This is a genomic window from Thalassobaculum litoreum DSM 18839 (assembly GCF_900102465.1).
Classification (GTDB): Bacteria; Pseudomonadota; Alphaproteobacteria; order Thalassobaculales; family Thalassobaculaceae; genus Thalassobaculum; species Thalassobaculum litoreum.
In genome coordinates this window covers 73,249-93,651 of the sequence record NZ_FNBW01000009.1, presented here as the reverse complement: position 1 = coordinate 93,651, position 20,403 = coordinate 73,249, and the positions used below count along the sequence as shown (strand labels likewise).

18 protein-coding genes and 1 pseudogene are annotated in these 20,403 nt (G+C 67.8%); 9 read left to right on the top strand and 10 right to left on the bottom strand.

What is annotated here, in order from left to right; all coding sequences use genetic code 11:
* Window positions 1-78: 78 nt before the first annotated feature.
* The gene (locus BLS34_RS15345; RefSeq protein ID WP_215906125.1) at window positions 79-831 is read right to left on the bottom strand and encodes a mandelate racemase/muconate lactonizing enzyme family protein; all 753 of its coding nucleotides are present in this window, start codon (window positions 829-831) and stop codon (window positions 79-81) included.
* A gap of 100 nt (window positions 832-931) precedes the next feature.
* Window positions 932-1,099 (bottom strand): annotated as a pseudogene (locus tag BLS34_RS26750) (hypothetical protein); the annotation flags it as partial.
* On the opposite strand from BLS34_RS26750, the gene BLS34_RS26225 reads away from it, so the two are divergent.
* A complete protein-coding gene (locus tag BLS34_RS26225) occupies window positions 1,047-1,256 on the top strand; it encodes a hypothetical protein (protein ID WP_215906124.1) in 210 nt (69 codons plus the stop codon). The pseudogene BLS34_RS26750 and the gene BLS34_RS26225 sit on opposite strands and share 53 nt — an antisense overlap.
* Window positions 1,257-1,332: 76 nt before the next feature.
* Here the strand turns inward: BLS34_RS26225 and arsJ are convergent, their stop codons facing one another.
* Both arsJ and BLS34_RS15335 read right to left on the bottom strand, forming a co-directional pair.
* Window positions 1,333-2,658, bottom strand: a complete 1,326-nt coding sequence (arsJ, locus tag BLS34_RS15340) for an organoarsenical effux MFS transporter ArsJ (RefSeq protein WP_245701986.1) — start codon at window positions 2,656-2,658, stop codon at window positions 1,333-1,335.
* 16 nt (window positions 2,659-2,674) lie between these two features.
* Window positions 2,675-3,685, bottom strand: a complete 1,011-nt coding sequence (locus BLS34_RS15335; protein ID WP_093151564.1) for an ArsJ-associated glyceraldehyde-3-phosphate dehydrogenase — start codon at window positions 3,683-3,685, stop codon at window positions 2,675-2,677.
* 92 nt (window positions 3,686-3,777) lie between these two features.
* On the opposite strand from BLS34_RS15335, the gene BLS34_RS15330 reads away from it, so the two are divergent.
* Together BLS34_RS15330 and BLS34_RS15325 are read left to right on the top strand one after the other, a co-directional pair.
* On the top strand, window positions 3,778-4,128 hold the full coding sequence (locus BLS34_RS15330) for a helix-turn-helix domain-containing protein (protein WP_028794332.1): 351 nt from the start codon (window positions 3,778-3,780) through the stop codon (window positions 4,126-4,128).
* The gene (locus BLS34_RS15325) at window positions 4,125-4,652 is read left to right on the top strand and encodes an arsenate reductase ArsC (protein WP_425441440.1); all 528 of its coding nucleotides are present in this window, start codon (window positions 4,125-4,127) and stop codon (window positions 4,650-4,652) included. The genes BLS34_RS15330 and BLS34_RS15325 overlap by 4 nt, the downstream gene beginning before the upstream one ends.
* Before the next feature lie 46 nt (window positions 4,653-4,698).
* On the opposite strand, the gene BLS34_RS15320 is transcribed toward BLS34_RS15325, so the two are convergent.
* From BLS34_RS15320 to BLS34_RS15310, 3 genes are all read right to left on the bottom strand, one after another.
* Complete coding sequence (locus BLS34_RS15320; protein WP_175474247.1) at window positions 4,699-6,165, bottom strand: sensor histidine kinase; 1,467 nt, start codon at window positions 6,163-6,165, stop codon at window positions 4,699-4,701.
* 150 nt (window positions 6,166-6,315) lie between these two features.
* A complete protein-coding gene (locus BLS34_RS15315) occupies window positions 6,316-7,485 on the bottom strand; it encodes an AbrB family transcriptional regulator (RefSeq protein ID WP_093151559.1) in 1,170 nt (389 codons plus the stop codon).
* Complete coding sequence (locus BLS34_RS15310) at window positions 7,478-8,458, bottom strand: M14 family metallopeptidase (protein WP_028794335.1); 981 nt, start codon at window positions 8,456-8,458, stop codon at window positions 7,478-7,480. The genes BLS34_RS15315 and BLS34_RS15310 overlap by 8 nt, the downstream gene beginning before the upstream one ends.
* Window positions 8,459-8,756: 298 nt before the next feature.
* On the opposite strand from BLS34_RS15310, the gene BLS34_RS15305 reads away from it, so the two are divergent.
* From BLS34_RS15305 to BLS34_RS15280, 6 genes are all read left to right on the top strand, one after another.
* Complete coding sequence (locus BLS34_RS15305) at window positions 8,757-10,370, top strand: ABC transporter substrate-binding protein (protein ID WP_028794336.1); 1,614 nt, start codon at window positions 8,757-8,759, stop codon at window positions 10,368-10,370.
* Between the two features lie 136 nt (window positions 10,371-10,506).
* A complete protein-coding gene (locus BLS34_RS15300) occupies window positions 10,507-11,487 on the top strand; it encodes an ABC transporter permease (RefSeq protein ID WP_028794337.1) in 981 nt (326 codons plus the stop codon).
* Entirely contained in the window at window positions 11,484-12,443 is a 960-nt protein-coding gene (locus tag BLS34_RS15295; RefSeq protein ID WP_028794338.1) for an ABC transporter permease, read from the top strand. The genes BLS34_RS15300 and BLS34_RS15295 overlap by 4 nt, the downstream gene beginning before the upstream one ends.
* A gap of 12 nt (window positions 12,444-12,455) precedes the next feature.
* A complete protein-coding gene (locus BLS34_RS15290; RefSeq protein WP_051244626.1) occupies window positions 12,456-13,472 on the top strand; it encodes an ABC transporter ATP-binding protein in 1,017 nt (338 codons plus the stop codon).
* Window positions 13,469-14,518, top strand: coding sequence for an ABC transporter ATP-binding protein (locus tag BLS34_RS15285; RefSeq protein WP_028794339.1), 1,050 nt, complete (start codon window positions 13,469-13,471; stop codon window positions 14,516-14,518). Before BLS34_RS15290 ends, BLS34_RS15285 begins: the two co-directional genes overlap by 4 nt.
* Window positions 14,515-15,393, top strand: a complete 879-nt coding sequence (locus BLS34_RS15280) for an N-formylglutamate amidohydrolase (protein ID WP_093151557.1) — start codon at window positions 14,515-14,517, stop codon at window positions 15,391-15,393. Before BLS34_RS15285 ends, BLS34_RS15280 begins: the two co-directional genes overlap by 4 nt.
* A gap of 313 nt (window positions 15,394-15,706) precedes the next feature.
* On the opposite strand, the gene BLS34_RS15275 is transcribed toward BLS34_RS15280, so the two are convergent.
* The 3 genes from BLS34_RS15275 to BLS34_RS15265 form a co-directional block, all read right to left on the bottom strand.
* Window positions 15,707-16,591 (bottom strand): aminotransferase class IV, encoded by an 885-nt coding sequence (locus BLS34_RS15275; RefSeq protein ID WP_175474246.1) that lies wholly within the window; start codon window positions 16,589-16,591, stop codon window positions 15,707-15,709.
* Window positions 16,592-16,685: 94 nt separating this feature from the next.
* Complete coding sequence (locus tag BLS34_RS15270) at window positions 16,686-18,341, bottom strand: hydantoinase B/oxoprolinase family protein (protein WP_093151552.1); 1,656 nt, start codon at window positions 18,339-18,341, stop codon at window positions 16,686-16,688.
* Complete coding sequence (locus BLS34_RS15265; protein WP_093151549.1) at window positions 18,338-20,380, bottom strand: hydantoinase/oxoprolinase family protein; 2,043 nt, start codon at window positions 20,378-20,380, stop codon at window positions 18,338-18,340. Before BLS34_RS15265 ends, BLS34_RS15270 begins: the two co-directional genes overlap by 4 nt.
* Between the last annotated feature and the right edge of the window lie 23 nt (window positions 20,381-20,403).

Below are 20,403 nucleotides of genomic sequence, written 5' to 3'. Positions count from 1 at the left end.
CGTGGAATCGGTGAGCTGGCGGCGACCCCGCGACGCCTGCCGCGGCGCTGCCCGGTCAGGCGCGGGGTCTCGGGGCGCTCAGTTCACCCGCCAGCGCTCCAGCACGTCGCGCCGGACTTCCACGCCGAGACCCGGTCCGTCGGGCACATGGGCGATGCCGTCGGCCACGCGGATCGGCTCGACCAGCAGGTCCTGGCGGAACGGGTGGGGGGTGCTGTCGTATTCCAGCAGCGGCTGGTGCGCGCCGAAGGCCGGGGCGGTGGTCGGCAGCACGGCGAGCAGCTGCATCGCCGCCGCCAGCCCGATCCCGGTGCCCCAGACATGGGGGTTGTAGCGGATGCCGTGGGTCCAGGCCATGTCGGCGATCCGCTTGGCCTCGCTCAGCCCGCCGCAGGAGGCGGTGTCCGGCTGGATCACGTCCATCGCGCCGGCCTCCAGGATCCGGCGGAAGTCGTGCCGGGTGAACGAGCACTCGCCGCCGGCGATCGGGATGCCGGTGCGGGTGCGCAGCTCGGCATAGCCCGCCACATCCTCGGGTTCCAGCGGCTCCTCGAACCAGCCGATCCCCAGCGGCTCCATGGCGCGGGCGAGGCGGGCGGCCTGGACCCGGTCGCAGCCGTGATTGGCGTCGACGAACAGAGCCACCCCGCCGCCGATGGTCTGGCGCAGCATCTCCACCAGGGCGATGTCGTCGTCGAAGCCGAACCCGACCTTGGTCTTCATGGCGGTGAATCCGGCATCGAGATAGCCGCGCGCCTCCTCGGCCAGCAGCCGGTGGTTGTCGCCCCGGTCGTCGCGGCGCCGGTACAGGCCGGTAGCGTAGGCCCGCACGGACGAACGCACCGGCCCGCCCATCAGCACATGGACCGGCGGGCGCGCCGAAATACTTGCCGCGCAGGTCCCACAGGGCGATGTCGAGGGCCGACAGCGCCTGCACCGGCACGCCGCGCTGCCCGTGGTCGCGCAGGGAATTGTACAGCTCCTCCCACAGCGCGTCGCCGGCCAGGGGCGCGCGGCCGATCAGCCGCGGGGCGTAGTATTTCTCGATGACGGTGGCCAGCGTCCAGGGCGGCCCGTACCCGTCGCCCCAGCCGGTGATCCCGGCATCGGTCTCGATCTCGACGACCAGCCCGACCCGCCGGTCGACCCAGGCCTGGCTGAACGCGAACCGCTCGGCGATGGGCGCCTCCAGCACATGGGCGCGGATGGCGGTGATCTTCATGGACGGCCTCCCCAGGGTTTTCGGGGGAGGGTAGCAGATCCGGTGAGCAAGTCCGGCGTCCGGTGCCGGAGAATGACGACCGTGACGAGGCATCGGAAACGGTCGATGGCTCAGTCGGTGCCGGGGGCAATCGACGTGAGGGCGGCGGCGGTCGCCAACTCGGACGTGTCTGAAGCGGCTGGACGCGGCAGGGCCAACGTAATCGCCACGGTCATCGCCAGAAGCCCGGCCGACATCCATAGGGCACCCGGCAATCCGGCAAACTGATAGAGGAGCCCCGACAGCAGTGTTCCGCCGAATCTGCCGATGGCATTCGCCATGTAGTAGAAGCCGACATTCAGGGCGACTTTGTCGGCGTCCGAATAGGCGACGATCAGGTAGGAATGGATCGACGAGTTCAGGGCGAAGACGACGCCGAACAGCATCAGACCGCCGATCAGCAGCCACGACTGGAGTCCCGCAGGCAGCGCCCAACCGGTGGCGTCCGAGAGGGTCGCAAGGCTCGCCGGCATCATCGCCGCGGCGAGCACGGCCGGGATGACTGCCAGACCCGCCCCCCAAACCTTCGCAAGCCTGGGGGCTCTGGCGGCGGCATCGCGGCCCAGCATCCGTGGTGCGACCGCCTGCACCATGCCGTAGCCGATCACCCAGACGGCCATGAAGGCCCCGACCTGATCGAAGGTCCATCCAAGCTGGTCGTACAGAAAGATCGGAACACCGACGACGAACCAGACGTCCCGCGAGGCGAAGAGAAACACGCGGGCCGCAGACAGGATGTTGATCTCCCGGGTCTTGGAGAACAGCTCGCGGGCCTTCACCTTCTCCTTGGCACGACCGAGATCGGCTCGCACCAATATCAGGGCGGCGGTCAGCACGAGCCCGAGCCCGGCCGCCATGACCCACAGGGACGACACGAAACCCAGGGTCTGGAGCATCACGCCGCCCAGCAGGAAGCCGACGCCCTTCAAGGCGTTCTTCGACCCGGTCAGCACCGCGACCCATTTGAACAGCCCGCCCTGATCCCCGGACGCGACGACCAGCTTCACGGCCGACTTGGAGCTCATCTTCGTGAGGTCCTTGGCGATGCCGGACAGGGCCTGGGCCGTCGTGACATAGGCTACCGACATCGCGGCGACCCAGCCGGGATCGAGGAGCGAGAGCATGACCAACGCGACGATCTGAACGGCCAGCCCGACGAACAGGGTGATCCGAAGTCCGAAGCGTGACCCCACCCAGCCGCCGACGAAGTTGGTGACCACGCCCATCGCCTCGTAGAGGAGGAACAGGATCGCGATGTCGAGTGGGGAGTAGCCAAGCCGGTGGAAGTGCAGAAGCACCAGCATCCGCAACGCCCCGTCCGTCAGGGTGAACCCCCAATAGGCGGCGGTGACCGTGGCATAGTCCTTCAGGTTGGTCATGGCGGGCAGGTTGGTCATGGCGGGCTCCAGGCCATCACAGCGCGCGGGCGACCTTGGCCGTCAGCTCCATCATGCGGTTCATGTAGCCCCACTCGTTGTCGTACCAGGCGTAGACCTTCACCATTAGCCGGTCGACCACCATGGTGGAGGGGGCGTCGATGATTCCGGAGCGGGGATCGTTGACGTAGTCGCTGGAGACCAGCGGGCGCTCCTCGTAGCCGAGGATGTCCTTCAAAGGACCCGCCGCCGCGTCCCGGAACAGGCCGTTCACCTCCTCCACACTCGTGTCCCGCGAGACCTCGAAGACGCAATCGGTGAGCGATGCGTTGAGCAGGGGAACGCGGACGGCGTGGCCGTTCAGCTTCCCCTTGAGCTCCGGATAGATCAGCGTGATGGCGGTCGCCGAGCCGGTCGACGTCGGGATCAGCGAGTTCAGGGCGGACCGGGCCCGTCGGAGGTCCGTCTTCGGGCGGTCGACCAGGACCTGCGTATTCGTCACGTCGTGGATCGTCGTCATCGTCCCGTGGTCGATCCCCAGACCTTCGTGGATCACCTTCACGACGGGGGCGAGGCAGTTCGTGGTGCAGGAGGCGGCGGTGATGACGGCGTGCCTGGCCGGATCGTAGAGGTGATCGTTCACGCCCATCACGATGTTCAGAGCCGAGGCGTCCTTCACGGGGGCCGAGACGATGACCTTTTTGATTCCCCGGTCGAAATAGGGCTTCAGGCTGTCGACCGTTTTGAACTTGCCGGTGCACTCCAGGACGATGTCGGTGTCGTCGCCGGTCCAGGGCACCTCGGCAGGCGAGGCCGCGTCGGTGACGGGGATCGTTCTGCCGTCGATCACCACGCTTCCCCCGTCATGGGCCACCGGAACGGACCAGCGGCCGTGAACGCTGTCGAACTCCAGGAGGTGGGCAACGACCTCCGCACCGCCCGAGGTTTCGTTCATCGCCACGATCTCGAAGGCCGGGTTTCCGATCCCCGCTCGGACCCCCAGCAGTCCCATGCGGCCCATACCATTGATGGCAACGCGTGCGGGCATTTATCGAACCTCCTGCGATCAGATGGAGCGGATCAGATCGGGCGATCTGGGAGTAGACACATCCTCAATCCGACGATACAAATATATTTGTAATGAGAGAAGCACAAGCGATAGAAGCCCTGCTTGGAATGGCCCATCAGCATCGGATGCGGGTCTTCAAGCTGCTTATGAAACGTGGCCCGTCCGGGTTGCCTGCCGGAGAGATCGGAGACCGCGTCGGGATCAGCAGGTCGAGTGCGTCGTTCCATCTGACCCAGATGGAGCGTGCCGGTCTTCTGAGGTCCCGGCGGGTTCACCGGAACGTCTTCTACGCGGTGGACCTGGAGGGGATGCGGAAACTGATCGCTTACCTGACGGAGGACTGTTGCGACGGTCACCCGGAAGTCTGCGGTTCCCTTGTCACCGGTATGCCGATACCCGCTTGCGGAGAGGGAGTGGAATGATGACGGGCCAGTCGCGTTACAACGTGTTGTTTCTCTGCACCGGGAACTCCGCCAGGAGCATCATGGCCGAGTGCATCCTGAAGCGGCTCGATGCCGAGCGGTTCGACGCCTTCAGTGCGGGCAGTCGGCCGAAGGGTGCGGTCCACCCGTATGCCGTCGACCTGCTGAAGCATCAGAACTATCCAACCGACCAGCTTCGCTCCAAGGACTGGGACGAATTCGCCGGTGCCGACGCTCCCGTGATGGACTTCGTCTTCACGGTCTGCGACGACGCGGCCAAGGAAGTCTGTCCGGTCTGGCCCGGTCAGCCGATGTCGGCTCACTGGCCGGTGATCGATCCGGCGGCCATCGAGGGGAACGAGGCGGAGAAGCGGTTCGCGTTTGCCGAGGCTTTCCGCATGATCCACACGCGGCTCTCGATCTTCGTCAGCCTGCCGATCCGGTCGCTCGACAAGCTTACGCTGAAGAAGCGGCTCGACGATATCGGACAGACCGCAGCGTCGTCGGAGTTATCCGGGGTCTGAGTCGGTTGCGCTGTCGTTCGATAACCCGACCGGTCCGCCCGCGCTCCTACCCCTGCGACGTCCCCCGGGGCGGGAAGACGATCGACACGGTGGTGCCCTGCTCGGGCACGCTGTCGATGTCGAGGGTGCCGCCGTGGAGTTCCATCAGGGACTTGCAGATCGCCAGGCCCAGGCCCACCCCCTCGCGCGTGGTCATCGGGTTGCTGCGGACCTGACCGAAGCGCTCCAGCGCCTTCTCGATCTGCGGGCCGGTCATGCCGATGCCGGTGTCGCTGATCCGGATCCGCACCCCGCCGTCGTCGCTCGCGTCGGCCGTCACGCGCACCGCGCCGCCGGTGTCGGTGAACTTGATCGCGTTCTCGGTGAGGTTGAGGACGATCTGCTTGACGCGGAGACCGTCGGCGAAGGCTGGCGGCAGGTCGGGGGCCGCGCTGAAGGTCAGCGCGACGGTCTTGGCCTCGGCGCGCGGGGTCAGCATCGCGGCGCATTCCTTCAGCACATCGCCGATACCGACATACTGCGGCACGATGGTGAGCTGGCCCGCCTCGATCCGCGCGACGTCCAGGATCTCGTTGATGAGTTCCAGCAGATGCACGCCGGAATCGTGCACGTAGCGGGCGCATTCCAGGTACCGGTCGCTGCCGATGGGGCCGTAGGCGCGACCGGTGATCATCTCCGAGAACCCGAGGATGGAATTCAGGGGCGTGCGCAGCTCGTGGCTCACATTGGCCAGGAAATCGGTCTTCGAGCGGTTGGCCATCTCGGCCTGGATCAGCGCCTGGCGCAGCTCCCGGGTGCGGTCGCCGACCTTGCGTTCCAGGTCCAGGTTGGCGGCGTCGACCGCCTCCTTCGCCTGGCGCAGATCGCGTTCGGCGGTCTTCAGGGCGGTGATGTCGGTCTGCAGCACCAGCAGCCCGCCGTCCCGCGTCGGCTTCGCCCGGATCAGGAAGGTGATTCCGGTCGGGCGCGCCACCTCCTTGACGATCTCCCGGCCGCTGCGGCGCTCGGCCAGCAGTTCCTGGATCCGGGATTCGGGATCCACCTCCGCCTTCGGGTCCTTGTCCTTCTGGTTGAGGCGGAGCAGCTCTTCCATCGTGTAGCCGAGGATCGCGTCCTTCGACGGGACCTCGGGATTGAGCTCGTGGTAGCGGGTGTTGGTGAACACCACCCGCTCGTTGCTGTCGTAGAGCCAGACGCCGTCCGAGGCGGTGTCGAGCGCGGATCGCAGCAGCTCGGCCGTGGTGACGCTTCGGCGCATGTTCCGGGCGAAGTGCAGCAGGCCGGTCGAGAACAGACCGATGCCGGCGGCGGTCAGCAGCGTCTCGGCCACACCGGGCGGGGCCGGAAGCAGGTAGACGCTGACCCGCGACGCGGCGAGGGCGGCGAATCCCGCCGCCATCCAGCGCAGCGCGGCGCGGAAGCTGAGCGGATGCGGACGCGCGATCCAGACGAGCGCGACCGCGGCACCGAAAAATAGAAACGCCTGAAATGTGTCCAACTGAAACAAGGTCACCGAAAATGCCCAGGAGTTGCCGGCGGTCGACCGCCACGATAGCCGAACGCGGGCCGTCTTAGAACCGTGGGGCCCCAAAACCATGAGGCCCTACAACCGTGAGATTTTACAACGGTCAGGCTCCGGCCGTGTAAATGCTTGCCGCCGCCCCTACTTGCCGCCGCCCCGCCGCATCAGCCGGAACGCTGCCGGCGCCAGGATGACGATGAAGCCGATCCGGAAGATGTGGTGGGTCGCCACGAACGCCACGTCGCGGCCCAGCGCCAGGGCGATCAGGCTCATCTCCGCCAGCCCGCCCGGCGCATAGGCCAGGACCAGCACGAACCACGGCACGTCGGTCACCTGCTCCAGCACCAGGCCGAAGATCACGCCGAACACCAGCAGGATGATCGTCGAGCCGATGGAGATCTTCACGATGCGGGCGATCTCGCGCACCGGCGTGCCGGCGAAACGGCAGCCGATGCCGGTGCCCATCACCACCTGGGCGCAGGCGACCAGCAGGCTCGGCGGGCTGGCCTCGGTCACCCCGGCCAGATGGATGATGCCGGACATCGCCATCGGTCCGACAAGGAAGGCGGCCGGGATGCGCAGCAGCTTGCCGATGAGGGCGCCGACCACCGCGCAGCCGGCCAGGATCGCCCAGTCCTGCACCGCCATGTCCAGCCCGGCCCCCGGCGGCAGCAGGGTTCCCGACGGCGTGTAGTCGGCGAAGATCCGGAACACGAAGGGGATCGTCATCACCACCAGCAGGATGCGGGCGGAATGGGTCAGGGCGATCACCCGGTCGTCGCCGCCCATCGCCCGGCCGACCAGCACCATCTCGTTCAGCCCCCCGGGGGAGGAGGCGAAATAGGAGGTGACGGCGTCGTAGCCGCCGACCTTGCGGAAATACCAGGTCACCAGGGCGCCGGCGGTCACCGCGTAGACCAGCAGGCCGGCGATGGACACCGCCCAGTCGCCGGCGCGGTCGATCAGCTCGGGGCGGAAGGCGCTGCCCAGCATGACGCCGAGAATGGCGATCATCGCCGTGCGCAGGCGGTAGTCGACGCGGATGCCGGCACCGGCCACCGAGGCGATGGTGGTGGCGACCATCGCCCCCATCATCCAGGGCAGCGGCAGCTGGGCCCAGGCGAACAGCAGCCCGCCGCCGGCGCCGATCGCCAGCGCCAGGACCATGGAGCCGCGCGGCTTGCCGGTGGTCATGCGGTCGCCGCCGGGCTTGCCGGGGGTCTCCTCCGGGATCAGGTCGTCGCCGGCCTCGGTGGCGTCGTTCTCGGGGGCGTCGTTCTCGGGCTTCCTGCCGTTTCCGTTCTCAGCCATCGACCACCCGCCCGAGGCGCACCGCCGTCTGGCCGGCCGACAGGCGGCGCGACGGCATGATCAGGATGCAGTTGTCGTAGGGGGTGACCACCGGCGTGCCGTCGTCGTAGCCGAGCACGGTGCCGGCCTTCTCGATCTCCTCCATGCCGAGATACTCCGCCACGAAGGAGAAGCTGGCGCCGCGCACGGTGACGGTCTCGGTGACCTGGATGATGCGCTGCGGCGGCGGCGCGGCGCGGTGGGCGGCCGGGATGTCGTCGGGCGCCAGGCTGCCGGCGGCGACCAGGAAGCGGTCGAACGCCTCCTCGGTCACCGGCAGGGTGTCCGCGGCCCAGTGCTGTCCCGCCTCCAGCAGCAGGGCGGCGCGCGGGTCGTCGGGCTCGGCGAAGAAGCCGTAGTCGCGCATCCGCGCGCCCGCGGCGTGGCCGGCATCGACGACGATGGAGGCCGGGGTGCCGACCCGGCGGGCCAGGGCCACGCCCTTGTCGCAGGCGCCGGCCAGCATCAGCGGCTCCACCGGGTTGGACATGGAATGGATGTCGAGCAGCAGATCGGCGGTGTCGAGCAGCGGGCGGATGGCGCGGGCCCGGGCCAGCTCGACCGAGGACCGCGGCCCCTCCAGCGTGGCCCGGTCCCAGACCCGGTTCATGTCCTCGTCGACGAAGCGCGACAGGGTCGGATAGGCCGGATCGAAGGCGCGGTAGGCGGCGACGTTGCCGAAGCCGAGGGTCAGCCGGCCGGCGCGGGGCCGCCGGCCGCTCGCCAGAAAGCGGTCGAGCACGATGGCGCCGCACAGCTCGTTGCCGTGGGTGACCGCCGTCACCATCACGTGCGGACCCGGCCGCTCCGAGTCGAGGGTGGTGAAGAACGGGATGCCGGTATTGCCGGCGCGCCAGCGCTCGATATCGGGGGCGGGCAGCTCGACCGGCCAGGATCCGGTGGGGGAGGCCCCGGACGGGGCGCGGACGATCACGCGGTCATCCCGTGCGCTGTGCCGGGGGACCGCTTGGGTGAGGCAGGGGACATCATTGTGCGGCGGTTGTGGTCGATTGGGGGGCGAGGGCGCGCGGCGCCTGGGCGGCACCGGTTTCAGGCTATGCCAAGGCCGGAGCGAACGCCATAGCGCAACGGGCGCGTTCCCGGCGCGATCGGTGTTTTTGGCCGCCACCGGGATTGTATGCGGCGGTCGTTTCCGCCATGCTCTGGCCTTCGCGCGTGCAACGACACGACTGCGCATGCCAAACAATCCCAATGCAATGATGGAGGCAGGGATGAGTTTTATTCGTCGGCTGGGGGTTACGGCGGTCGCGATGGCGGCCTTGGCCGGCCCGGCGATGGCCGAGGACATTACGATCGGCGTCCGTTCGGAGCCGTCGTCCATGGACCCGTACTACCATAACCTCGGCCCGAACAACGCGATCATCGGGCACGTTTTCGCGCGCCTGGTGGACTTCGATCCGAACCAGCAGCTGGTGCCCAGCATCGCCGAGTCCTACAAGGCGCTGGACGACACGACCTGGGAGTTCAAGCTGCGCCCGGGCCTGAAGTTCCATGACGGTTCCGATCTGACCGTCGACGACGTGATCTATTCCTTCGAGCGTGCCGACGGGTACACCGGCGGCAACTCGTCGTTCCGGATCTACACCAAGGGCAAGACCCTGAAGAAGGTGGACGATCTGACGCTGCACATCTCGACGGAAGAGCCCTATCCGCTGATGCCGAACGACCTGACGACGGTCATGATCATGTCGTCGGAGGCCAAGGGCACCGGCAGCGCCGACACGAACAAGGGCATCGAGGCGAGCGACTTCAACGATGGCACCGCGACCATCGGCTCCGGCCCGTACAAGTTCGTGGAGTGGAAGAAGGGCGACCGCATCGTCATGGAGAAGTATGACGGCTACGTCGGTCCGTTCGACCAGACCTGGGACAAGGTCACCTTCCGGTTCATCCCGTCCGAGCCGGCGCGCGTCGCCGCGCTGCTGGCCGGCGACGTGGACATGATCGACAACGTCCCGACCTCGGACATCGCGACCCTTGAGAAGAACAAGGACGTGTCGCTGAGCGACGGTGTGTCGAACCGGGTGATCTACCTGCACCTGGACCAGTTCCGCGAGAAGTCGCCCTTCGTCACCGACAAGGAAGGCAACCCGCTGGACAAGAACCCGCTGCTCGACCCGCGGGTGCGCAAGGCGATTTCCATGATGATCAACCGCCCGGCGATCGTCGAGCGGGTGATGGAGGGCGTCGCCCTGCCGGCCGGCCAGCTGCTGCCGGACGGTTTCTTCGGCCGCTCGCCGAACCTGAAGCCGGAGAAGTACGACGTCGCCGGCGCCAAGAAGCTGCTGGCGGAAGCCGGCTATCCGGACGGCTTCGGCCTGACGATCCACGGTCCGAACGACCGCTACATCAACGACGCCAAGATCTGCGAAGCGATCGGCCAGTTGCTGTCGGCGGCCGGTATCCCGACCAAGGTCGTGACCATGCCGAAGAACGTCTTCTTCTCGCGCGCCTCCAAGGGTGCCGACGGCGAGCCGGAGTTCAGCTTCGTCCTCGTCGGCTGGGGCTCGGGCACCGGCGAGGCCTCCTCGCCGCTGAAGTCGCTGCTGGCCACCCACGACCCGTCCAAGGGCTGGGGTGCGTCCAACCGCGGCCGTCACTCCGACCCGAAGGTCGACGCCCTGATCGGTCAGGCGCTGGCCACGGTGGACGACGAGAAGCGCGGCAAGCTGCTGGCGGAGGCGACCGACATCGCCATCGGCCAGAACCAGGGCATCATCCCGCTGCACTACCAGGTCAACACCTGGGGCACCCGCAAGGGACTGACCTACCGCGCCCGCACCGACGAGCGGACGCTGGCCTACGATCTGGTGAAGGCGAACTGATCGTCCGATCCTAAGCTAAGGGCGCGGCCGGCCTCGGTCGGCCGCGCCCCGATAAAAAAAGAATCCCGTTTCGACTTGCCTCCCGCGGGGGTCCATGTGAGACCCGTCGCGGGACAGGTTTTATGAGAGGTCGGTGATGACGGTCTTCATCATCAGACGATTGATGCAGGCGGCCCTGGTCGTCCTGGTTATGTCATTTCTGGTGTTCTCGGGCGTGTTCCTGGTGGGGGACCCGACCGAAATCCTGGTGGCCGACGACGCCGACCAGGCGGAGCGGCAGGCGATCATCGAGAGCCTCGGCCTCGATAAGCCGTTCCATATCCAGTATCTGCGTTTCCTGCAGAAGGCGGCCCAGGGCAATCTCGGCGAGAGCTTCGTGTTCAACGAGCCGGCGCTGCAGCTGATCATGGATCGGCTGCCGGCGACGATGGAGTTGGCGGTCGCGGCCCTGCTGATCTCCGTGGTCCTGGGCATTCCGCTCGGCGTGATCGCCGGGCTGCGGCCGGAGGCGGCCTATTCCAAGATCATCATGACCGGGTCGATTCTCGGCTTCAGCCTGCCGACCTTCTGGGTCGGCATCATGATGATCATACTGTTCTCGGTGCAGCTCGGCTGGCTGCCGTCGACCGGACGCGGCGACGAGATCCACTACGTGCTCGGATTCCCGACCTCGCTGCTGACCCTGGACGGCTGGAGCCACGTGCTGCTGCCGGCGGTCAATCTGGCGCTGTTCAAGCTGTCGGCGGTCACCCGTCTGGCCCGCGCCGGCACCCGCGAGGTGGTGCACCAGGACTACGTCAAGTTCGCCCGGGCGAAGGGCCTGACCGATCGCCGGGTGATCTTCGTGCACGTGCTCAAGAACATTCTCATCCCGGTCGTCACCGTGCTCGGTCTCGAGTTCGGCGGTCTCGTGGCCTTCTCCGTTGTGACCGAGACGATCTTCGCGTGGCCCGGTATCGGCAAGCTGCTGATCGACTCGATCGGCCTTCTCGACCGGCCGGTGATCGTCGCCTACCTGATGATCATCGTGCTGCTGTTCGTCTTCCTGAACCTGGCGGTCGACATCTGCTACTCTCTGCTCGATCCGCGGGTCCGTCTGCAGGACATCAAGGCATGACTGCGATCCAAGAAGAAACCGCCGTCGAAAAGACGGTCGCCGATCCGAAGGACGCGGCCGTCGAGAGCCCGTTCAAGCGGATCCTGTCCGACTATATGGAGAGCCCGGTCGCCGTGATCGGCGCGATCGGCGTGATCCTGGTGATCTTCATCGCCGTGATCGGGCCGTTCATCGCCCCGACCGACCCGTACGACCTGTCGTCGGTCAGCTTCATGGACAACCTGCTGGCCCCGGGCGAGACCATGGCCAACGGCACGGTCGCCTGGCTCGGCACCGACGGGGCCGGCCGCGATCTGGTCAGCGCCATGATCTACGGCCTGCGCATCAGCCTGGGCGTCGGTGTCGGCTCCGGCATCATCGCCCTGATCATCGGCTGCACGCTCGGCATGATCGCCGCCTATTTCGGCGGCCGCACCGACATGATCATCATGCGCGTCGTCGACATGCAGCTCTCGTTCCCGGCGATCCTGGTGGCGCTGATCCTGCTCGCCGTGGTCAAGGGCGGGCCGAACGAGCCGGGCTATTTTGCGGTGTTCAAGATCATCGCCGCGCTGGTGGTGGTGCAGTGGGCCTACTACGCCCGCACCATCCGCGGCTCGGCCCTGGTCGAGCGGCGCAAGGAATATGTCGAGGCGGCGAACTGTCTGGCGCTCGGCAACAGCCGCGTCGTGTTCCGCCACCTGCTGCCGAACTGCATCGCGCCGATCATCGTGGTCGGCACCATGCAGACCGCGCACGCGATCTCCCTGGAGGCGACCCTGTCGTTCCTCGGTCTCGGCCTGCCGCAGACCGAACCGTCGCTCGGCAAGCTGATCTCCAACGGGTTCGACTACGTGATGAGTGGGAAGTACTGGATCACCGTGTTTCCGGGGCTGGCCCTGCTGTTCATGATCGTCAGCATCAACCTGGTCGGCGACCGGTTGCGCGACGTGCTCAATCCGCGACTGCAGAAGTAAGAGGGGACACCGGTGGCGAAATCCGACGTTCCGACACTCGAGGTCCGGAACCTGCAGACCCATTTCTTCACCCGCGCGGGCGAGGTGAAGGCGGTCAACGACGTCTCCTTCACCGTGCGGCCGGGCGAGGTCCTGGGCCTGGTGGGCGAGTCCGGGTCCGGCAAGACCGTGACCGGCTTCTCCATCATGGGCCTGGTGGACGAGCCGGGCCGCATCGTGGGCGGCGAGATCCTGTACAAGGGCGAGAACATCGCCAACGCGCCGGACGAGCGCATGCGCCGGCTGCGGGGCAACAACATCGCGATGATCTTCCAGGATCCGATGATGACCCTGAACCCGGTCCTGCGCGTCGACACGCAGATGATCGAGGCGATCCAGGCGCATGAGAACGTCAGCCGCGACGAGGCCTGGGAGCGGTCGCGCGCCGCCCTGGAGCAGGTCGGCATCCCGGCGGCCGAGGAGCGGCTGAAGTCCTACCCGCACCAGTTCTCCGGCGGCATGCGCCAGCGCGTCGCCATCGCCATCGCGCTGCTGAACAAGCCGGACCTGATCGTCGCCGACGAGCCGACCACCGCCCTCGACGTCACCATCCAGGGCCAGATCCTCTACGAGGTGCAGAAGCTCTGCGAGGAGACCGGCACGGCGATGATCTGGATCACCCACGATCTTTCCGTGGTGGCCGGCCTCGCCGACGAGATCTGCGTGATGTATGCCGGCAAAGTGGTCGAGCACGGCACCGTCGACGACGTGCTGGACAACCCGACCCATCCCTATACCCACGGGCTGATCAGCTCGGTGCCGAGCCGCAACAAGCGCGGCCAGCCGCTGTCTCAGATCCCGGGCATGACCCCGTCGCTGCTGAACCTGCCCAAGGGCTGCCCGTTCAAGACGCGCTGCCCCCGGGTCGGACCGGACTGCGACATCGAGCCGGAGATCACCCACCCGGTTCCGGCGCGCGACGTGCGCTGCCACTACCCCGTTGCGGCGGGCGAGGCCGCCGCCGTTCCGACGCCTGAGGTGACCGCATGAGCGCCGCAACCGAACACCAGGCCCCGACCACGGCCCCGACTGCTGCCGCCGAGAAGCCGATCCTGGAGCTGCGCCACGTCTCCAAGCGCTTCGTGAAGCCGCTGGACGCCGCCGCCAAGATCGCCAACCTCTTCGGCGCCGGACTGAGGGACGAGATCGTCCATGCGGTCGACGACGTCTCCCTGACCATCGCCGATGGCGAGGTGGTCGGTCTGGTCGGCGAGTCCGGCTGCGGCAAGTCCACCCTCGGCCGCGTGGTCGCGGGCGTGCATCCGGCGACCAAGGGCGAGGTCCTGTTCCGCGGCCGCGAACTGTCGACCCAGAGCTCGGCCGAGGCGCGGGATACCGCGCTCAAGGTCCAGATGATCTTCCAGGACCCGATGAGCTCGCTGAACCCGCGGCTGCGTGTGCAGGATATCGTCGGCGAGGCGCCGAAGGTCCACGGCCTGGTCGATGCCAAGGGCAGCGAGGAATACGTCGCCGAGATGCTGATCCGGGTCGGCCTGGACCCGACCTATGCAAGGCGCTACCCGCACCAATTCTCCGGCGGCCAGCGCCAGCGCATTGGCATCGCCCGGGCGCTGGCGGTGAACCCGGACTTCCTGGTCTGCGACGAGTCGGTGGCCGCCCTGGACGTGTCGATCCAGGCCCAGGTGCTCAACCTGTTCATGCGCCTGCGCGAGGAGTTCCACCTCACCTACCTGTTCATCAGCCACGATCTCGGCGTGGTCGAGCACCTGTCGGACCGGGTGGTGATCATGTATCTCGGCCGGGTGGTGGAGACGGCGAAGACGGAAGACATCTTCGAGTCCGCCAACCACCCCTACACCCAGGCACTGCTGGCCGAGGTGCCGCGGCTCGACACCCGCAAGCGCAAGTTCGTGCCGGTGAAGGGCGAGATCCCGTCGCCGCTGAACCCGCCGCCGGGCTGCCACTTCCACCCGCGCTGCCCCCATGCCCATGAGCGCTGCCGGATGGAGCAGCCGCTGCTCAAGGAGATTGCGCCGGGGCGGTTCTCGGCCTGCCACCTCAACGACGGGGCATGAGCGGCCACCCTTCCGACCCAGACCATCTGATCCCCGGCGTCCTGTGGCGCCGGGACCCGGTGGCCGCGGCGATCCCGCTGGTGGTCGACAGCCCGCATAACAGCACCGACTGGCCGGCCGATTTCGACCCGATCGTCTCCGAGGCCGAACTGATGACGTCGGTGGACCGGTTCGTCGACGCGCTGTTCGACCACGCGCCTTCGGTGGGCGCCACCCTGATCGCCGCCCAGTTCCCGCGCGCCTATATCGACCCGAACCGGGCCGAGGACGATCTCGATCTGGCGCTGATCGACGGCGACTGGCCGCTGCCGGTCAATCCGGGCGAGAAGACCGAGTACGGCATGGGCGTGGTGCGCCGCTACATCCTGAAGGGCCGGCCGATCTACGACCGTAAGCTGACCGTGGCCGAGGTGATGCACCGGCTGGAGACCTATCACCGCCCGTATCATGCCGCGGTGGCGGCCGCGATCGACGCCGCCCATGCCCGGTTCGGGCAGGCGTTTCATATCGACTGCCACTCCATGAAGCCGATCGGCAATGCCATGAACGTGGATACCGGCGCCGCGCGGCCGGACATGGTGCTGAGCGACCGGGAAGGGACGACCTGCGACGCCGTTTTCATCGAGACGGCGGCCGGTCTGCTGCGCGACATGGGCTACCGGGTGTCGATCAACCACCCCTACAAGGGCGCGGAACTGGTGGCCCGGCATTCCGACCCGGCGGCGGGCCGGCACTCGCTGCAGATCGAGCTGAACCGGGCGCTGTACATGGACATCGAGAGCTTCGAGAAATCGGCCGGGTACGACGCCCTGAAGGCGGATCTCGACGGGTTCCTGGAGGGCATGGCGGGGTTCGTGCGGGAGCGGGTCGGGTAGGGTTTCTCTTCCCGCCACCCCCCAACGCACTCCCCGGCCTTGTGCCGGGGCAAGACGTCGGCGTGACGGGTTGCCGGAAATACATTCTCGACGCTCCAACACGCGGATCGTTGGGTCCCGGCTCAAGGCCGGGAAGAAGCAGGATTGAGAAAGACCCAAGAAATCCCCTTACCGTCTTCCCGGCCTTGAGCCGGGATCCAGGGATGAGCCCGCGGGAACCTCGGAGGATCTGCCCCGGCAATCCGTCACGCCGAGACCTTGCCCCGGCACAGGGCCGGGGGAGTGGGTAACGAGAAAAATGGGAGAGAACTCCCTAAACCGCCGTCCCCTCCGCCCGGGTCAGGGCGCGATATTTCTCCATCAGCCGCACCGTCACCGGTCCCGGGATCGGTCCCTTCAACGCCCGGCCGTCGATCGCCTTGACCGGCACCAGCTCGCCCACCGTGCCGCAGATGAACACCTCGTCCGCCGTCACGAAATCGTAGACCGACAGGTCGGCCTCCTTCGCGCCCCAGCCTTCTTCCACCGCCATCTGCAGCAGGATACCCCGGGTGATGCCGACCACGATGTAGGTCGGGTGCGGCGTCATCAGGACGCCGTCCTTCACGCAGAACATCGTCGTCGAGTTGGTCTCCGCCACGAAGCCGCGGTCGTCCAGCATGATCGCCTCGTCGGCCCCCTGCCGGTTGGCCTCGATATTGGCGAGGATCTGGTTGAGCTGGTTGGTGTGGTGGATCTTGGCGTCGATCACGTTCGGCGAGGCCCGGCGCAGGGTGGAGGTGATCAGGGTGATCCCGGCCTTGTCGAAGATCGGCGGCTTGTGATCGACGAAGGCGACGATGGAGGCGGGGCCCAGGTTCAGCATCGGGTTCATGCCGGTCATCCGCTTGCGCCCGCGGGTGACCTGCAGGCGCATGTGCAGATCGGTGGTCAGCTCGTTCGCCGCGAAGGTGTCGCGCACGATCTTGATCATCCCCGCTTGGTCGACGCCCGGATCGATGTCGAGCATGGTCAGCGCCTCGAACAGCCGGCGGATATGCGCCTCCAGGCGGAACACCTTGCCGTCGTAGAGCCGGATGCCCTCATAGGCGCCGTCGCCGTGACAGAACCCGCTGTCGTAGATCGAGATCACCGCCTCCGACTTCCGTACCAGGCGGCCGTTCACATAGACGATGGTGTCGGTATTGGGGATCTGCATGGCGTCGCTCTCCTCAGGGTGGGGCGTTCGGCATCCCCCATAATCTGTCATCCCGAACTTGTTTCGGGATGACGAGGAAGAGAGGGCCGCCAGGTCACCCGCTCGTATACCCGTTCTCCCGGTCCGCCGCCTTCGCCGCTTCGCTGCGGTCCGCCGGGTCGCCGTAGCCGCCGCCGCCCGCCGTCTGCAGGCGGAACACGTCGCCCTTGGATGCCGGCACACTGGAGACCTTCGACGGCAGATCCTCGGTCTCGCCGGTCGCCGCGCGCGTCACCGTCAGGCGCCCGGGCTGACCCGGCTCGCCGCCCGCCAGTCCGTAGGGGCGCACCTTGAAGCGGTCCAGATTGGCGGCGAACACCCCCGTCGGCGTCTCCAGCCGGTAGGCGCGGGCGAGACCCAACCCGCCGCGGGTACGGCCCTTGCCGCCGCTGTCGGGCACCAGGGCGTATTCCTGGAACTGAATGGGCAGGCTGTTCTCCAGCATCTCCATCGGCGCGTTGGAGATATTGTGCAGCCCGCAGGAGAAGCCGCTGGCGCCATCCTCGTCGGGATGGCCGCCCCAGCCGCCGCATTCCAGGTCGAAATACACCTGCCGGCTGCCGTCGGCGTGGATGCAGTTCATCGCCGTGGCGTAGCTGACCCCGTAATAGGCGGCCGGCACCTTGCCCGGGATCGCCTGGTGGAAGGCGCCCATCACCGCGTTGACCACCCGGTGCCCGGTCGCCATGCGGTTGGCCACGGGCGCGGGATAGCGGCAGTTGACCACCGTGCCTTCCGGCGCGGTCACCTTCGCCGGACGGTAGCAACCGGCATTGGCCGGGATCTCGGTGCCGAGCGACATCAGCACGCCGCACATGGCCGCCGAATAGGCCATGGCATAGGTGCAGTTCACCGGACCCTTGGCCTGGGGGCTGGAGCCGGCGAGGTCGATCGACATGCCGTCGCCGTCGACGGTCAGCGTCACAGCGACCCGCAGCCTGGTGTCCCTGTCGATGCCGTCGTCGTCGACGAAATCCTCGAAGCTGTAGGTGCCGTCCGGCACGTCGCGGATCATGGCGCGCATCGCCGCCTCCGACTGGTCCTGGATGCGGGCCATGGCGGCGGCGAGCAGGTCGGGGCCGTAGCGGGCGACGATGCGCTTCAGGTTGGCGGTGCCGGTCTCCAGGGCGGCGAGCTGCGAGGCGAAGTCGCCGCCGACATTCGCCGGCTCGCGGGTCTGGCGCAGCAGCAGTTTCACCACCGCCTCGTTCCGCTTGCCGCGCTCGGCGATCTTCAGCGGCGGGATGCGGAAGCCCTCCTGCTGGATCTCGGTGGCGCTGGGATCGTAGGAGCCGGCCGCCCCGCCGCCCACGTCCAGGTGATGCACCAGGATGCCGGCGATGGCGATCCGCCTGCCCTCGTGGAACACCGGCTTGAAGGTCTGGATGTCCGACAGGTGCTGGCCGCCGGCATAGGGGTCGTTGGTGATGATGATGTCGCCGTCCTCCCACTCCTCGATCGGGATGTGGTTGGCCAGGATCTCGGCCAGGCAGGAGGGCATGGAGTTCAGGTGGATCGGGATCGCCGTGGACTGGCCGACGGCGCCGCCATCGGCGTCGAACACGCAGGTTGAATAGTCCAGCAGGTCGCGCACGACGGAGGACCGGCTGGTCCGCCAGATCGTCACCCCCATCTCCTCCGCCGCCGCCACCAGGGCGTTGCGGATGATCTCCACCTGGACCGGGTCCAGCTCCATCGCGGGCGCGGTCATGCGGCATCTCCTTGGGCAGCTAGGGCGGCGATCAGGGCGCCGCTGGGGTGCACGGTGAGGTCCCAGCCCGGCGGGATCAGCAGGGTGGAATGGGCCTCCTCGATGATCGCCGGACCGGCCAGCGACGCACCGGGGCCGAGGGTCTCGCGGTCGACGATGGCGGTCTCGCGGATCGCGCCGGCGAGCCGCACCGGGCGCTTCGCCTTCACGGTGATCTCGCTGCCGCCCTCGAACGGCCGGGCCGCCGGCTTGCTGAGCCGGCCGGTGGCGGCCATGCGCAGGGTGACGATCTCCGGCGTCACATGGCGTTCGGCATGGGCGTATTGCCGCGCGTGGGCGTCGTGGAAGGCGGTCACCGTCGCCGCCAGGTCGCCGTCGAAGGGCACGCCGATCTCGTAGGCCTGGCCCGGATAGCGCAGGTCCAGGGTGACGGGATAGCTGCGCGCGCCGTCGGGAATGCCGTCGCGGGCCAGCGCCTCCTGGCCGTCCGCCTTCATCTCGGCGATCAGGCTCTCCACTTCGCCGAGATTGTCGGCCTCGGCCTTCATAAGGCGGGAGCGGGCGATGTCGTGCACCACGTCGCTGAACAGCATGCCCCAGGCGCTGAGCGTGCCGGGGTCGCGCGGGAAGACCACGCGGGTGGCGCCGATCTCCGCCGCCGTGTCGCAGGCATGCAGGCCGCCGGCGCCGCCGAAGGAGATCAGGGCGAAATCGGTCGGGTCGAGGCCTTTCTCGAACAGCGACAGCCGGATGGCGGAGGCCATATGGGTGGTGGCGATGGCGACGATGCCGTCGGCCGCCGGCCCGTCCTCCAGGCCGAGCGGCTGGGCCACCTTGGCCGACAGCGCCTTGCGGGCGCCGTCCACGTCGAGGGTCATGGCGCCGCCGAGGAAGAAGTCCGGATCGATCCGCCCCAGCGCCACATTGGCATCGGTCACGGCCGGCTGGGTACCGCCGCGTCCGTAGCTGACCGGGCCGGGCGTCGCCCCGGCACTCTCCGGGCCGACATAGAGCCGGCCGGTCTCGTCGACCCGGGCGATGGAGCCGCCGCCGGCCCCGATGGTGCGGATCTCGATCATCGGCAGCCGCACCGGCAGTCCGTCGACCTTGCCCTCGGTCACCAGCCGGATGGCGCCGTTGTCGACGATGGACACGTCATAGGAGGTGCCGCCCATATCGACGGCGATCAGGTTGCCGATGCCGAGCTCAGCCGAGAGTACCTCCGCCGCCCGCGCCCCGCCGGCCGGGCCGGACAGCAGCAGACGGGCCGGCTGCTCGCCGGCGGTCTCCGGCGTGGTCACGCCGCCGTTCGACTGCACCAGATAGACCGGGGCGGTGATCCCGGTGTCGGACAGCCGGCCGCGCAGCTTCGAGAGATACGTCTTCACCACCGGCATCAGCAGGGCGTTCAGCACGGTGGTCGAGGCGCGCTCGAACTCGCGGATCTCCGGGCTGACCGCATGGGAGCAGGAGACATAGGCGTCCGGCAGCTCCTCCTGGACGATGCGGGCGGCCTCCAGCTCGTGTTCGGGATTGGCATAGGCGTGCAGCAGGCAGATCGCGATCGCCTTGGCCCCGGCCTCGGCCGCCTTGCGGGCGGCGGCGCGCACGGTAGCGGGATCGAGCGCGCGTTCCATCGAGCCGTCGGCCCGCAGCCGCTCGGCCACCGGGTAGCGCCGGGCGCGCGGGATCAGCAGGGCGCGCTCCTCGGCCTTGTTGGCATAGACCAGGCTGCGGAAATGCCGGCCGATCTCCAGCACGTCGGTGAAGCCCTCGGTCATCAGCAGCGCGCCGGCCGGCAGCTTGCGCTCCAGCACCGCGTTGGTGGCGATGGTGGTGCCGTGCATGATCGCGCGGATATCGCCGAGCGCGAATCCGAGCCGTTCGGAGGCCTCAAGGATTCCGGCGATCAGCCCTTCGGAGGGATCGGCGGGGGTGGTCGGCACCTTGTGGGCGTCGGCCGCTCCGGTCTCCTCGTTCAGGATCTGCAAATCGGTGAAGGTGCCGCCGATATCGACGGCGATGCGGATGGCGGCCAAGGGGATTCCTTCGGGTAGCGCGG

What these genes read in the sequence shown, in the direction of transcription:
- BLS34_RS26225 (WP_215906124.1), top strand. Translation starts at nt 1,047, where the DNA reads ATGACGGTGGCCAGCGTCCAGGGCGGCCCGTACCCGTCGCCCCAGCCG.
- arsJ (WP_245701986.1), bottom strand. Translation starts at nt 2,658, where the DNA reads ATGACCAACCTGCCCGCCATGACCAACCTGAAGGACTATGCCACGGTC.
- BLS34_RS15335 (WP_093151564.1), bottom strand. Translation starts at nt 3,685, where the DNA reads ATGCCCGCACGCGTTGCCATCAATGGTATGGGCCGCATGGGACTGCTG.
- BLS34_RS15330 (WP_028794332.1), top strand. Translation starts at nt 3,778, where the DNA reads ATGAGAGAAGCACAAGCGATAGAAGCCCTGCTTGGAATGGCCCATCAG.
- BLS34_RS15325 (WP_425441440.1), top strand. Translation starts at nt 4,125, where the DNA reads ATGATGACGGGCCAGTCGCGTTACAACGTGTTGTTTCTCTGCACCGGG.
- BLS34_RS15315 (WP_093151559.1), bottom strand. Translation starts at nt 7,485, where the DNA reads ATGGCTGAGAACGGAAACGGCAGGAAGCCCGAGAACGACGCCCCCGAG.
- BLS34_RS15305 (WP_028794336.1), top strand. Translation starts at nt 8,757, where the DNA reads ATGAGTTTTATTCGTCGGCTGGGGGTTACGGCGGTCGCGATGGCGGCC.
- BLS34_RS15300 (WP_028794337.1), top strand. Translation starts at nt 10,507, where the DNA reads ATGACGGTCTTCATCATCAGACGATTGATGCAGGCGGCCCTGGTCGTC.
- BLS34_RS15295 (WP_028794338.1), top strand. Translation starts at nt 11,484, where the DNA reads ATGACTGCGATCCAAGAAGAAACCGCCGTCGAAAAGACGGTCGCCGAT.
- BLS34_RS15285 (WP_028794339.1), top strand. Translation starts at nt 13,469, where the DNA reads ATGAGCGCCGCAACCGAACACCAGGCCCCGACCACGGCCCCGACTGCT.
- BLS34_RS15280 (WP_093151557.1), top strand. Translation starts at nt 14,515, where the DNA reads ATGAGCGGCCACCCTTCCGACCCAGACCATCTGATCCCCGGCGTCCTG.
- BLS34_RS15275 (WP_175474246.1), bottom strand. Translation starts at nt 16,591, where the DNA reads ATGCAGATCCCCAATACCGACACCATCGTCTATGTGAACGGCCGCCTG.
- BLS34_RS15270 (WP_093151552.1), bottom strand. Translation starts at nt 18,341, where the DNA reads ATGACCGCGCCCGCGATGGAGCTGGACCCGGTCCAGGTGGAGATCATC.